The sequence below is a fragment of the Streptomyces sp. NPDC048514 genome (assembly GCF_043199955.1).
Taxonomy (GTDB): domain Bacteria; phylum Actinomycetota; class Actinomycetes; order Streptomycetales; family Streptomycetaceae; genus Streptomyces.
Genome location: NZ_JBICWT010000013.1, coordinates 47,070 through 60,478 on the forward strand (window position 1 = coordinate 47,070; position 13,409 = coordinate 60,478).

The 13,409-nt window shown below is 71.3% G+C and carries 12 protein-coding genes; 7 read left to right on the top strand and 5 right to left on the bottom strand.

From position 1 onward, the window contains the following. Window positions 1-48 precede the first annotated feature (48 nt). From ACGFT2_RS27400 to ACGFT2_RS27430, 7 genes are all read left to right on the top strand, one after another. Window positions 49-708: a histidine phosphatase family protein gene (locus tag ACGFT2_RS27400; RefSeq protein ID WP_393283474.1), complete on the top strand. Its 660-nt coding sequence runs from the start codon at window positions 49-51 to the stop codon at window positions 706-708. Window positions 709-857: 149 nt separating this feature from the next. Then, on the top strand, window positions 858-2,150 hold the full coding sequence (locus ACGFT2_RS27405; RefSeq protein ID WP_393282968.1) for a hypothetical protein: 1,293 nt from the start codon (window positions 858-860) through the stop codon (window positions 2,148-2,150). 115 nt (window positions 2,151-2,265) lie between these two features. After that, a complete protein-coding gene (locus tag ACGFT2_RS27410; RefSeq protein WP_393282971.1) occupies window positions 2,266-2,856 on the top strand; it encodes a TlpA family protein disulfide reductase in 591 nt (196 codons plus the stop codon). A 1-nt stretch (window position 2,857) separates the two neighbouring features. Further along, complete coding sequence (locus ACGFT2_RS27415; protein WP_393282974.1) at window positions 2,858-3,622, top strand: cytochrome c biogenesis CcdA family protein; 765 nt, start codon at window positions 2,858-2,860, stop codon at window positions 3,620-3,622. Window positions 3,623-3,626: 4 nt separating this feature from the next. Then, on the top strand, window positions 3,627-5,459 hold the full coding sequence (locus ACGFT2_RS27420) for a cytochrome c biogenesis protein ResB (RefSeq protein WP_393282976.1): 1,833 nt from the start codon (window positions 3,627-3,629) through the stop codon (window positions 5,457-5,459). Beyond that, entirely contained in the window at window positions 5,456-6,553 is a 1,098-nt protein-coding gene (gene ccsB, locus ACGFT2_RS27425) for a c-type cytochrome biogenesis protein CcsB (RefSeq protein WP_393282979.1), read from the top strand. The genes ACGFT2_RS27420 and ccsB overlap by 4 nt, the downstream gene beginning before the upstream one ends. Before the next feature lie 25 nt (window positions 6,554-6,578). Further along, a complete protein-coding gene (locus ACGFT2_RS27430; RefSeq protein WP_393282981.1) occupies window positions 6,579-7,022 on the top strand; it encodes an SRPBCC family protein in 444 nt (147 codons plus the stop codon). Here ACGFT2_RS27430 and ACGFT2_RS27435 read toward each other — a convergent pair. The 5 genes from ACGFT2_RS27435 to ACGFT2_RS27455 form a co-directional block, all read right to left on the bottom strand. After that, a complete protein-coding gene (locus ACGFT2_RS27435; RefSeq protein ID WP_393282982.1) occupies window positions 7,019-8,566 on the bottom strand; it encodes an ABC transporter substrate-binding protein in 1,548 nt (515 codons plus the stop codon). The two genes, ACGFT2_RS27430 and ACGFT2_RS27435, sit on opposite strands and share 4 nt — an antisense overlap. Then, a complete protein-coding gene (locus ACGFT2_RS27440) occupies window positions 8,566-10,719 on the bottom strand; it encodes a hypothetical protein (RefSeq protein ID WP_393282985.1) in 2,154 nt (717 codons plus the stop codon). The genes ACGFT2_RS27435 and ACGFT2_RS27440 overlap by 1 nt, the downstream gene beginning before the upstream one ends. A gap of 71 nt (window positions 10,720-10,790) precedes the next feature. After that, a complete protein-coding gene (locus tag ACGFT2_RS27445; RefSeq protein WP_393282987.1) occupies window positions 10,791-12,197 on the bottom strand; it encodes a condensation domain-containing protein in 1,407 nt (468 codons plus the stop codon). A gap of 197 nt (window positions 12,198-12,394) precedes the next feature. Next, window positions 12,395-12,844, bottom strand: coding sequence for a nucleoside deaminase (locus tag ACGFT2_RS27450; RefSeq protein WP_393282990.1), 450 nt, complete (start codon window positions 12,842-12,844; stop codon window positions 12,395-12,397). A gap of 214 nt (window positions 12,845-13,058) precedes the next feature. Beyond that, window positions 13,059-13,370, bottom strand: coding sequence for a PLD nuclease N-terminal domain-containing protein (locus ACGFT2_RS27455; RefSeq protein ID WP_393282993.1), 312 nt, complete (start codon window positions 13,368-13,370; stop codon window positions 13,059-13,061). Window positions 13,371-13,409 lie beyond the last annotated feature (39 nt).

The window sequence follows — 13,409 nt, forward strand, 5'->3', positions numbered from 1 at the left end:
GGCAACACCGGCGATGCCGGCCGCAAGGACGTCACGGTCGTCCACCTGATGCGGCACGGCGAGGTCGAGAACCCGGACGGGGTCCTGTACGGGCGGCTGTCCGGCTACCACCTGTCCGAGCTGGGCCGGCAGATGGCCGACCGGGTGGCCGAGCACCTCGCCGCCCGGGACGTCACGTACGTCGTCGCCTCCCCGCTGGAGCGGGCGCAGGAGACCGCCACCCCGATCGCCAAGGCGCACGGGCTCGACCTGGACACCGACGCGCGCCTCATCGAGGCCGAGAACGTCTTCCAGGGCAAGACCTTCGGCGTGGGGGACGGTGCCCTGCGCAAGCCGGACAACTGGAAACACCTCGTCAACCCGTTCCGGCCGTCCTGGGGCGAGCCGTACGTCGACCAGGTCGTGCGGATGATGGGCGCGCTGAACGCGGCCAGGGACCAGGCGCGCGGGCACGAGGCCGTGCTGGTCAGCCATCAGCTGCCGATCTGGATCGTGCGGTCGTACGTCGAGCGGCGGCGGCTGTGGCACGACCCGCGCAAGCGGCAGTGCACGCTCGCCTCCCTGACGACCTTCACCTACCAGGGCGACAAGATCGTGTCCGTGGGCTACAGCGAGCCGGCCATCGATCTCGTCCCGGCCCATCTGCGCGCCGGTGCCAAGCCCCAGAAGGGCAAGGGCGCGGCTCAGGGAAAGGCCTTCGGGGCCTGACGGACGACCGTTTCTGACGGCCCGTTTGACATTGTTTGACGGGCTTTTACGGCATTCGTTACGGAAAGCGCACAAATGAACGGAACCTCGCCGATCGTCGCGCCCTCTCACTGGGTGACCAGCAGCAGGCGCGACGATCGGGGATCTCCATGCGCACCATCTCCCGGACCCTCTCCCGGCGAGGCATACTCGGCCTCGGCGCGGGCGCGGCGGCCGCCGCCGGTCTCGCCGGCTGCGGGGGTCTCAAGTCCTCGGACGGCGCCGGGCGTCCGGACGGTTCCGGCAAGGGCGGGAGCAAGGCGGACGGCGGGAACGGCGCGCAGCCGGCCCGGCCCATCGGTGACGGCTCCACCTCCTTCACCGGCAGGCAGCCGCACCAGCCGGCCAAGCCCGAGCCGCTCGAGCCGGGGCAGACCCCGCCGCAGTTCGTGATCTTCTCCTGGGACGGTGCCGGCGAGGTCGGCAACGGACTCTTCCCGCGCTTCCTGGACCTCGCCAAGCGGCACGGCGCGAGCATGACCTTCTTCCTCTCGGGGCTGTATCTGCTGCCCGAGTCGAAGAAGCGCCTGTACGAGCCCCCGAACAACCCGCGCGGCGCCTCCGACATCGGATATCTCACCGACGACCACATCAAGGCCACGCTGGCCAACGTCCGGCGCGCCTGGCTCGAGGGCCACGAGATAGGCACCCACTTCAACGGGCACTTCTGCGCCGGCAGCGGCACGGTCGGCAACTGGACCCCGAAGCAGTGGCAGAGCGAGATCCGGCAGGCCAAGGCGTTCGTGAAGGAGTGGCGGACCAACAGCGGCTGGACCGATCTGCCGTCGCTGCCCTTCGACTACGACAAGGAACTGGTCGGCGGCCGTACGCCCTGTCTGCTCGGCCAGAACAACCTGCTGCCCACCGCCCGCGAGCTGGGCTGGCGATACGACGCCTCCTCGCCCGGCGGCCGTCAGACGTGGCCGGTGAAGCGGATGGGGATCTGGGACCTGCCGCTTCAGCAGATACCTTTCCCCGGACACTCCTTCGAGGTCCTGTCCATGGACTACAACATGCTCGCCAACCAGTCGGTCAACTCGACCAAGGCGCCCGCCTACAACTACCCGGGCTGGCGCAAGCAGTCCGCCCAGGCGTACATCCAGGGCTTCAAGCGGGCATTCGAGACAAACCGGGCGCCTTTCTTCATCGGCAACCACTTCGAGCAGTGGAACGGCGGCATCTACATGGACTCCGTCGAGGAGGCCTTCACGCACATCGCCCGGGAGAAGGAGAAGGGCGCGGACGTGCGGCTGGTCTCCTTCCGGCAGTTCGTGGACTGGATGGACGTGCAGAAGCCCGAGGTGCTCGCGAAGCTCCGGACGCTGGAGGTCGGGCAGCGGCCCACCGGCGGATGGAAGGAGTTCCTGCGGGACACGAAGTCGGCCTCCTCGGACGCCGCCTGAGGGCGGTCCGGGCGCACTGCCCGAAATGCCCCGTGTAAATACGCCCTGAAATGCGGTTTTCCGCCCGGCAGGGGGGCGCGCGAGATCCCCGGAACAGGCATGCGAAACTTTTCACATGAGTACCCGTAGCCGCGCCGTCCTGCTCGGCGCCGTGGCCGCCCTGTCCGCCCTGACCCTGTCTGCGTGCGGCAAGGGCGGTGTGTCCGGCGGCGGTGGCGACACCCACTTCGTCACCGGCCACAACGGCATCGACACCGCGCCCCGGGGCGAGCGGGCGGCGGCTCCGGACCTGTCCGGCAGGACCATCGACGGCAAGCCCCTGGACGTCGCCGACTACAAGGGGCAGGTCGTCGTCGTCAACGTCTGGGGTTCGTGGTGCGGGCCGTGCCGCGAGGAGGCCAAGTACTTCGCCAAGGTGTCCGAGGCCTACTCGGGCAAGGGCGTGCAGTTCGTGGGCATCAACACCCGCGACACCAGCACCACCCCGGCGGTCGCCTTCGAGAAGGAGCACGGGATCGGCTACCCGAGCCTGTACGACCCCACCGGCAAGCTGATGCTCCGCTTCGGGAAGGGCACCCTCAACCCCCAGCTGGTCCCGTCCACGCTCGTCATCGACAAGGACGGCAAGGTCGCCGCGCGCGCACTGGAGCCGCTCGACGACGGGGCCCTGCTGAAGATGGTCAAGCCGGTCCTGGCGGAGAAGTGACGTGAGCGCACTCGTCACGCTCGCCGCAGAGAACCAGACCGTGAAGAGCGGTGCGCTGCTGGTCGCCCTGCCGATCGCGCTGCTCGGCGGCCTCGTCTCCTTCTTCTCCCCGTGCGTCCTGCCCCTGGTGCCCGGATACCTCTCCTACGTCACCGGGGTCGCCGGCACCGATCTGGGCGATGCCCGGCGGGGCCGGATGGTCGGCGGCGCCTCCCTGTTCGTGCTCGGGTTCAGCGCCGTGTTCGTCTCCAGCGGGGCGCTGTTCGGCTTCTTCGGCTGGACGCTGCAGGAGTACAAGGACACCCTGACCCAGGTGCTCGGCGTGCTCATGATCCTCATGGGCGTGTTCTTCATGGGGCTGATGCCCTGGTTCACCCAGCGCGAGTTCCGCTTCCACAAGCGGCCGACGACCGGCCTGCTGGGCGCGCCCATACTGGGTGCCCTGTTCGGCATCGGCTGGACGCCCTGCATCGGCCCGACGCTCGCCGCCGTGAACACCCTCTCCATCCACGAGTCGAGCGCGACGCGCGGTGCGGTACTGATGACCGCCTACTGCGTCGGTCTCGGCGTGCCCTTCGTGCTCACCGCGGTCGCCTTCCGCAAGGCGCTCGGCGCCTTCGGCTGGGTCAAGCGCCATTACGTCTGGGTGATGCGGATCGGCGGCAGCATGATGATCGTGACCGGTGTGCTGCTGCTGACCGGTGCGTGGGACAGTCTCGTGCAGCAGATGCAGACCTGGTCCAACGGCTTCAGTGTGGGGATCTGACTCGATGAGCACGACTTCCAGGACCCGGCCCGGCGATTCCCCGGGTGCCTCCGAGAGCCAGGAGCAGGAGGAGCTGGGCGCGGCGGGCTCCCAGCTGTCCACCGCACCGCGGGAGGAGCCGGTCAGCCTGCCGGGCCTCGGCGTGATCGGCTGGGCCCGCTGGTTCTGGCGGCAGCTGACCTCCATGCGGGTCGCGCTGCTGCTGCTCCTGCTGCTCTCGCTCGGCGCCATCCCCGGCTCGCTGATCCCGCAGACCGGCGCCGACGCGGCCAAGGTCGAGGACTTCCGCAAGGCACACGAGACGCTGGCGCCGGTCTACGACAAGCTCGGCCTGTTCCACGTCTACAGCTCGGTGTGGTTCTCCGCGATCTACATCCTGCTGTTCGTCTCCCTCATCGGCTGCATCGTCCCGCGCACCTGGCAGTTCGTCGGCCAGCTGCGCGGCCGCCCGCCGGGCGCCCCCAAGCGGCTGGACCGGCTGCCCGCGTACACCACGTGGCAGACGCAGGCCGACCCCGAGCAGGTCCGCGAGGCTGCGCTCGCCCTGCTGAAGAAGCGCCGCTTCCGCGCCCATGTCGCCGGTGACGCCGTCGCCGCCGAGAAGGGCTACCTGCGCGAGGTGGGCAACCTGATCTTCCACACCGCGCTGATCGTGCTGCTGGTCGCCTTCGCGTCCGGCCAGATGTTCAAGTCCGACGGCACCAAGCTGATGGTGGAGGGCGACGGCTTCTCCAACGCGCTGCCGATGTACGACGACTTCAAGTCCGGCAGCCTGTTCCACAGCGACGACCTCGTGCCGTTCAGCTTCGACCTCAAGGACTTCAAGGGCACCTACGAGGTCAGCGGCCCCAACCGGGGCACCCCGCGCACCTACGAGGCGAGGATCACCTACAGCGAGGGCGCCTACGGCAAGGAGCGGTCGACCACCGTCAAGGTCAACCAGCCGCTGAGGATCGACGACTCCAAGGTCTACCTGGTCAGCCACGGCTACGCGCCCGTCGTCACCGTCCGCGACGGCAGGGGCAAGGTCGTCTACCGCGACGCCGTACCGCTGCTGCCGCTCGACGGCAACGTCAGCTCCAACGGCGTGATCAAGGTGATGGACGGTTACCGCGACGCCCGGGGCAAGAAGGACCAGCTCGGTTTCCAGGCCTTCTTCGTCCCGACCTTCGACGCCAGGAGCGGCACGATGCTCTCGCAGTTCCCGGCGCTGGTGAACCCGCTGCTCGCGGTGAACGCCTACCACGGCGACCTGGGTGTCGACTCGGGCATCCCGCAGAGCGTGTACCAGCTGAACACCAAGCACATGAAGGCGTTCGAGAACGGCAAGGGCCAGCTGCTGAAGAAGCTGCTCAAGCCGGGCGACACGATGCGGCTGCCGAACGGCGCCGGGTCCATCACCTTCGAGAAGGACATCAAGGAGTGGGCCGGCTTCGAGATCGTCCAGGAGCCGGGCGGCGGCTGGGCGCTCGGCGGTGCCTTCGCCGCGATCTTCGGTCTGGCCGCGTCCCTGTTCATCCAGCGCCGCCGCGTGTGGGTGCGGGCGGTGCGCGGCGCCGACGGCGTGACGGTCGTCGAGATGGCCGGCCTCGGCCGCAGCGAGTCCGCCAAGGTGCCCGAGGAACTGGGTGACCTGGCCGGAACGCTCTACGACCGGGCGCCGGGTGCGGACACCTCCGAGGACGCTCCCGACGCCGCCCCCGCCGACGGACCCGCCCGGGGCTCCGACGCCTCCACCGGCGTGTCCACCGGCGTCTCCACCGAAGCCTCCGCCGGCGTCTCCACCGACGCCTCCGCGAAATCCCCAGCCGTACCTGCCGAAGGGGCCGAGAAGTGACTCTCGCCGCCGCAACCGACCTCGCCTCCGCGACCAACGAGCACCTGGCGAGCGTCAGCAACACACTGATCTACTCCTCGATGGCCGTCTACACCCTGGCCTTCTTCGCGTACATCGCCGAATGGCTCTTCGGCAGCCGCAGCAAGGTCGCCCGGACCGCCGCCGCGCTGACGTCGCAGACCACGGCCGCCAAGGCGCCCGCGATCAAGGTCAAGCAGGCCGGCGGGACCGCCGTACTGGAGCGGCCCAAGGTCGTCGTCCGCTCGGCGCCCGGCGCCCGGGACGTGCCGGACGGCCCCGGCGCGCACGGCGGCGACGTGCAGGGCGACCTCTACGGGCGGATCGCCGTCTCGCTCACCGCGCTCGCCTTCATCGTGGAGCTGGCCGGGGTCGTCTCCCGAGCGGCCTCCGTGGGGCGGGCGCCGTGGGGCAACATGTACGAGTTCAACATCACGTTCTCCACGGTCGCCGTCGGCGTGTACCTCGGGCTGCTGGCGCTGAAGAAGAACGTGCGCTGGCTCGGGCTGTTCCTGATCACCACGATCCTGCTCGACCTCGGTCTGGCCGTCACCGTGCTGTACACCGCGAGCGACCAGCTGGTCCCCGCCCTGCACTCGTACTGGCTGTACATCCACGTCTCCACCGCGATCTTCTGCGGTGCGGTGTTCTACGTCGGCGCGGTCGCCACGATCCTGTACCTCTTCAAGGACGGGTACGAGAACAAGCTGCAGTCGGGCGGCAAGCCGGGTTCCTTCGCCACCTCGGTGCTGGAGCGGCTGCCCGCCTCCGCCTCGCTCGACAAGTTCGCCTACCGGGTCAACGCGGCCGTCTTCCCGCTGTGGACGTTCACGATCATCGCGGGCGCGATCTGGGCGGGCGACGCCTGGGGCCGGTACTGGAACTGGGACCCGAAGGAGACCTGGTCCTTCATCACCTGGGTCGCCTACGCCTGCTACCTGCACGCCCGCGCCACGGCCGGCTGGAAGGGCCGCAAGGCCGCCTACCTGGCCCTGCTCGCCTTCGGGTGCTGGCTGTTCAACTACTACGGCGTCAACATCTTCGTCACCGGCAAGCACTCCTACGCGGGCGTGTAATCGCCCGTTCGGTGACACTGGTGTCATGAGCGGTTCCATCGAACAGGGCACCAGCCAGACGCACGGGAACACGCACATACTCCACTTCCTGGTGCGGGTCCCGCGGCCGATGCAGGACGTCTGGGCGGCGGTGGCCACTCCCGAGGGGATCGGGCGCTGGTTCACCGCCGTCGACGTGCTGGAGCCCCGCCTGGACGGCCCGGTCACACTGCGTGACCTGGGGGCCGGGCGGGTCACCGCGTGGGACGTGGACCGGGTCGCCGAATACACCCTCGACAGCGGGGGCCGGCTCCGGTTCCACCTGGAACGGGACGGGGACGAGGGAAGCGTCCTGCGCTTCACCCACGAGTTCCAGGGCGAGGGGGAGTCCCAGTCCGGCTGGCACACCCGCTTAGAACGCCTGATCGAGCATTTGGGATACCCGGCCGACCTCCCCGGTCAGGAGCCCCTCCCCGGACAGTTCACCTAGGACGGCGGCAGGCACTCCTTGCCCGGGGGCCTGCCCTCCGGCCAGGCGATCCGGACGAAGCGGGAACCGCCTCGCGGGGTGAGTTCCACGACGGGTACGGCCTTGTCGTACGGATTGCCGTGCACGTCGAGGCAGATCCAGCCGGCCGCGCCGTCCACCCGCAGCGAACCCTTCACCTGCGGCCACTGCAGACCCACGTCCCTCAGCGCCGGCACGCTGCCGCCGCCCGGCACCGCCTCCCGGATGCCGTGCACGGCCAGCCGCAGGGTGTCGTACCCGATGATCAGCTGGCCGTCGTCCAGGGAGGTCGCTCCGATCGGGCCCAGCGGCTCCCGTGCGGCGGCCGTCAGCAGCTCCCGCAGTGCGGTGAAGTCCGCGGCCGAGCCGCCCGTCGGCGCCGGGTCCTTCCGCCACGCGTCCGGGTGGGCCAGGGACGTGTAGCGCACGGAGAGGTGGTGCTCCAGGGCGGCCCGGTCCAGCTTCCTCTCGTGGGTCAGGTAGGACGCCTCGTCGCCGGTCAGCACCGTGAACTTCCGGTCCTGGCAGCCGCGGCCGCCGAGCGCGTTGATGAACTGCCGCAGCTGGGTGTGCCGGCCCGCGAACAGCAGCGTGTCCGTCTCCCGGGAGGTGTCGCACACCAGGTGCGTGATCTGCCGGAAGGTGTTGGCGGTCGTGCCCTCCGCACTGCGGTCGGCGGGCGGGGTGAACGGCTGCGGCTCGTACGGCGAACCCTTGATCAGCGCAGCGAACGACTTCTGCAGCGTCCGTGTGTACGGGTCGCCGGGCTTGTCGTACACCAGCAGCGCCTTGCCCGCGCTCACCTTGGCGAAGGAGGCCAGCGCGCGGGCCTCGTCGGTGTTGGTCGGCGAGACCCGGGCGAGGCCCGGGAAGGGGTCCTCGCCCCGCTGCCCGTTGGCGAGGTCGTCGGCGGTGATGGAGGAGCCGATCACCGGGATGTGCCGGCGGGTCAGCTCCCTGACGGCCTGCTTGTTGGCGTCGGTGCTCTGGCCGATGCCGGCGACCGCGCGCAGCCGGTCCGCGCTCGTGGTCATCCGGGTCAGCTGGTCGACCGTCTGCCGCCAGTGGCCGCCCGTCGCCCCCGGGTTGGCCAGCACCAGGCGGATCTGCGGCGCCTCCCCGTTGGACGCGTGGTTGGCCTGGTACTGCGCGAGATAGGCGCCCTGGAGCTGGTGCTGGATGTCGTTCAGGTTGGTCGGGGAGGTGGAGGTGTACGGCAGCATCAGCGCCACCGACACATAGCCGCCGGGCGTCAGCCGGTCGTTCTCCCGCCCGATCGCGCCGACGACCGCCCGCAGCTGGGCCTGCCCGAAGTCGTAGGGGCCGGTCGCCACCCCCACGCACTCGTCGCCGTCCTGCGGCCGGCTCACCCCGGGCGCGCAGGAGCGGTCCTCGTGGGCGAGGGCCCGTACCGCGTACACCAGGCCGGCCGCCAGGGCCGCCGTCACCAGCAGGGCGAGATACCGGCGCAGCGGAATCTCCCACACGCCCTCCCGTATCCACGCCCCCACACCCCTGCGCGCCATCACGCCTCCCCGCTGCGGTCGTCCGGGCCGTCGTCCGTGTCATCGGCGGTGTCGGCGTCATCGGTGTCATCGGCGGTGTCGGGGCGGCCCATCGGGCGCCCGGCGAGCGCCGCCGCCGGCCAGTCCCGCGAGGCCCGCCACAGCGACGCGTTGCCCGCGGGCCGCAGGTTGGACAGCTGCTCCAGCTCGAAGCGGAGCCGGTCGCACACCCGCGGGTCGGGCACCACCAGCGGGTCCGCCAGCTGCCACACCGCGTGCAGCAACCGCCGCACCCGCAGGTGCAGTACGGCGTCCACGCCGTCCGCAACGGTCTGTTCGGCGTCCGTGCGGCCCAGCGCCACCGCGGTCCGCCGGTCCCCGTGGCCGCCGGCGTCGTGGCCCTCGGCGTCGTGGGCGTGGAAGTAGGGTGCGGACGCGACGAACCGCAGGGTGCGCAGCCAGCTCCGGGTGTCCGAGTCCGCGAAGGTGTCGCGCAGGTGGGCCACCGCCGGCTCCTCCACGCCCAGGGCGAGTTCGTGGTGCAGCCGGTAACGGGCGTGCCCGGCCCCGGTGTAGTGGGCGGCCAGCGTCTCGTGCGCGGTGCGCCAGGCGGTGTGGTCCGCGTCCCGCAGGTGCAGCCGGAGCAGCAGCAGGGTGCGCACGAACGGGTCGCCCACGAACCGGCCCGGCCGGGCGGGCAGCCCCTCCTCGGCGAGGAGTGTCTGCAGGGCCCGTACGCTCGCCGGGCCGAAGGTGTCCGGCAGCAGCGCGGCGGCCAGGACGCAGGCCGAGTCGTGATCGTGCGCGGCGGCCAGCACGGTCAGCTCCTCCAGGTGCCCGGCCGGCACCAGCCGGCCCAGCAGCGTCTCGTAGGCGGGCCGGCCGGGCCGGTCCTCGGCGGGCCGTAACTCCGCGGTGAGCAGCCGGCCCAGTGCGGACGCCCCCGGCAGCTGCCGCCCGGACGCCTCCGGCAACTGCTGCGCGGCCGCCTCGGCGAGCAGCACGACGCCCAGTGGGTTCCCGCCGGTCAGCCGGTGCACGGCGGGCGGCAGCCGGGGCGGCACGGGCACCTCCGCGCAGACGGCGCCGACGATGTGCAGGGTGTCGTCCGCGCTCAGCGGCGGCAGCGCGACCGCCAGCGCCCGCGAGGAGGGCGCCGCGTCCGGCGTCCAGTCACAGCGCCGGGCCACCTCCGGCAGCTCCCGCCGGACCGCGCTGCGCAGTTCCTCCCGGCCCTCGCCGCGCCGGGCCGCGACGAACGCCACCTGGTCGGCGATCCCCTCGGCGCGGTCGCGCAGCACGGCCGAGACGAGCCCCGGGCCGGGCGCCGACTGCGCGTTGTCGAGCAGCACCAGCGGCCGGCCGAGCCGTTTCATCCGCGGCAGCACGCCCGTGTACGCCTCGGTCAGGTCGGTCAGCAGCGCCCGCACCAGGTACCGCTCGGCGTGCTCCCGCGAGCTGCCGCCCGCCTGGAAGTGCCTGGCCAGCAGGATCAGTCCGCGCTGGGCGTTCCCGCCCGCGTTCGGGTACGTCCGGTACCACACGGACGCCTTCTGGTGCCGGCGGCTGGCGAACCCCTCGGCGACGGACTCCAGGGTCGCCTCGATCGCCCCCTGCAGCAGTTGCCCGGTGCCGGTGGCCGCGGCGACCACCTTGGCCGCCACCTTCCCGGCCCAGCGCCCGGCGAAGCCGCTGATCCAGGTGCCGCTCTCGTTCAGCAGCAGGATCCGCTCGACCTCCCGGCGGATCCGCTCGGAGTCGGCGTCACCCCAGCCGCCCGCGGCCACCGCGACCAGCCCCGACATCAGCCGCGGGAACGTGATCCGCCCGGCGCCCGTCACCGGCGCCGCGAGCTGCTCGGCGAGCACCAGCAGTGCCTGCGCGAGTGGCGACCAGGACTCGGCCGGCCGGTCCGCGGGCGGCAGCACGAACTGGTCCTCCGCGCAGTCGATCAGCGCGACCGGTGTGTGTCCCCGGTAGCTGTCCCGCAGTTCGCCGAGAACCGCGCTCTTGCCGAGCCCGCGCGCCCCGGTCAGTACCACGAAAGGCGGTTCCTCCGCGTATTCCAGCGGATGACCGCGGTGATGATGGGGGCGCAGACCCACGAGGCGCGGTGCGAGACCGGCCGGATCGACATCGAACAGCGCCCCACGCCCGTGCAACCGTCTGTGCACTGCATCTCCCCCTCAACAACAGTGTAGGAAGGGGGAGTTGCTTCCGGCCAGGGTCAGTGGTGTCCATTGTGTCACGAGACTGCCGGAAGGCTCCCGTGAGCCACCGACGCGATCTGGTCGCGCAGCCGTTCCACGTACAGCCGCAGATTCTTCGCCGCCATGTCCGTGTCCGGGTACCGGCTGGCCAGCCACAGTCCCTCGGGCAGCCGGTTCACCCACACGCACACCTGGTCGCCGTACGACACCCGCAGCAGCCCGTGCGCATTCAGTTCGGCCCAGCGCTCGGCACCGGGGGTGGCCCGGGTGTCGACGTAGGAGACGATCGAGTACAGGTCGGGCGAGGTCGGCCGGAAGTCCGCGCCGAGCAGACTCAGCACCCGGGCCAGCGGCATCCGGGCCAGCGGCCGGTTCGCGTGCAACTGGGCGCGTACCGTCCGCAGGATGTCCGGGAAGGCCGGGTTGCGTTCCACCGGCACCTCGATCGGGGCGCCGCCCACGTACCAGCCGACCGACTCGCTCCACCGCGACTTCACCCGGGTGTGGAACGGGACCACCGTCCGGTACACCGACTGCCCGCCCAGTTCGTGGACGATGAGCGCGGTCGCCGCCAGCAGGCCGACCAGGGTGCCGCCGTAGGGCCTGCAGTACGCCTCGAAAGCCGCCGCCTCGGCGGCGTCCGCCAGCGGCTCGCACAGCATCTGCTGCCGGGGCAGCGGGCCGCCCGGCTCCAGGCCGAGGTCGACCGGGAAGCCCGGCAGCACCCCGTCGCAGCGGAGGATGAACTCGCGCCAGCGGGCGACGATCGCGTGCCGGCCGTCGATGCCGTCCGCGTCCGCCCGCTCGATCTCGCAGAAGTCGATGTAACTGGCCGCCGGTGTACGGGGGCCGGGCTCGGTCCCGGCGAGGCCCGCCGCGTACAGCTCGTGGATCTCGGCGGGGATCCGGTTCACGGAGTAGGCGTCGACGTTGCTGTGGTCGAAGGCCAGGTACACGCTCGCGCCGTCGTCCCGTACGACCGCCGTGTAGATCAGGTTCGGCCAGCGCAGCGCGTCCGCGACGGTGTCGAAGCGGTTCTGGAGGTGGCGGACGAGGTCGTCCGCGTCGGGGAAATCCCCGGCCTCCTCCTGGTGCAGGGAGACGTCGGCGGCGTCGAGGGTGAACCGGCGCAGTTCCTCGCCCACCCAGCGGAAGCCGCTGCGCAGCGTCTCGTGCCGGACGGTCCAGGCACGCAGCGCCTCCCGCAGCACGTCGAGGTCGACCGGTCCGGGGAGGTCGAAGGCGGTGCCGAGCCAGGTGGGCACGAACAGCCCGTCCTCCCGGACGCACTTGGCCGTCCGGATGTGCGACTCCTGGATGTAGGCCGGAGGCCGGGAGTCCTCCGGCAGCCCCGTCGCCACCGCTACGGTCGCCGGGCTCAGCGTCCACTCGACGAGCCGTCCCGGCCGGACCTCACAGCGCTGGATGTCAGTGATTCGCACGCGTCTCCCATCGCAGAGAGGGGCCCATGGACGGGCTCCCTACAAGGCAATGCCGTGGGGCGCGGCCGGGACATGCCCGTCCGGTTCATTTCAACGGAACGGGTGGCAGGCCGAACGCGAAACTGATTAACCGACGGTGACCGGAACGGACGGGTGCCCGGCGGGCCGGCCCGGGCCGGGGGCCTCGGCGGCCGGGCTCACTCACCGATGTCCTCGTGCCACAGGTCCGGTCGGGTGTCGATGAAGGCGCGCATCATCCGCACGCAGTCCGGGTCGTCCAGGAGCACGATCTCCACTCCGTGCCGGGCCAGCTCGTCGTGGCCGCCGTGGAAGGTCGTGGCCTCGCCGATCACCACGCGTGAGATGCCGAACTGGCGGACCAGGCCGGTGCAGTACCAGCAGGGGGAGAGGGTGGTCACCATGGTCGTGCCGCGGTACGTGCGCTGCCGCCCCGCCGCACGGAAGGCGGCCGTCTCGGCGTGCAGGGACGGGTCGCCGTCCTGGACCCTGCGGTTGCGGCCGCGGCCGAGGAGCGTGCCGTCGGCACCGTAGAGGGCGGCGCCGACGGGGATGCCGCCCTCGGCGAGCCCGGCGCGGGCCTCCTCGACGGCGGTGGCGAGCCAGGCACTGGCCTGTCGTCGGTCCATGCCCTCACTCTGCTGTCTCGCCCCCCGCCGGGGCAACGTCGGTCCGTACCGCGCTCTGCTGCCGCCCACCACCGGGGCGACGTCTGCGAGGCGGGCCGAGGACCGGCCGGCCGGGGCCGGCCGGGGCCGGCCGGGCACCCGGGTTGTTCTCCGCCCGCGCGGAACCCGGCACCGGGGCGGCCTCAGCGAAGGTGACGAACGGCCGGGAGCGGGATCAGTCGTTGTTCTTCGGGTCGTCCCGGTCCAGGGACCTGAGGAATTCGGGGTTGTCGTCGGGGGCGACCCAGCCGGCGCCGCCGCCGCGGCGTCCCGGCGAGGCAGCGGTGCCGTCCACACCGGCCTGCCGCTTCTTGCCGGTGAGCAGCCAGGCGACCGGGCCGACCAGGACCTCGCCGAAGAGCAGGATGATGATCACCCACACCACCTTCGGCAGATGGCGCACCTCTTCCTCGGGGGTGTTCAGGCAGTCCACGAAGGCATAGATCCACAGCGCGAGGACCAGCAGGAACGGCAGATACCTGAGCATGGTCGTGCGCTCTCCCGACGATGTGAGACGGCCCCGGTG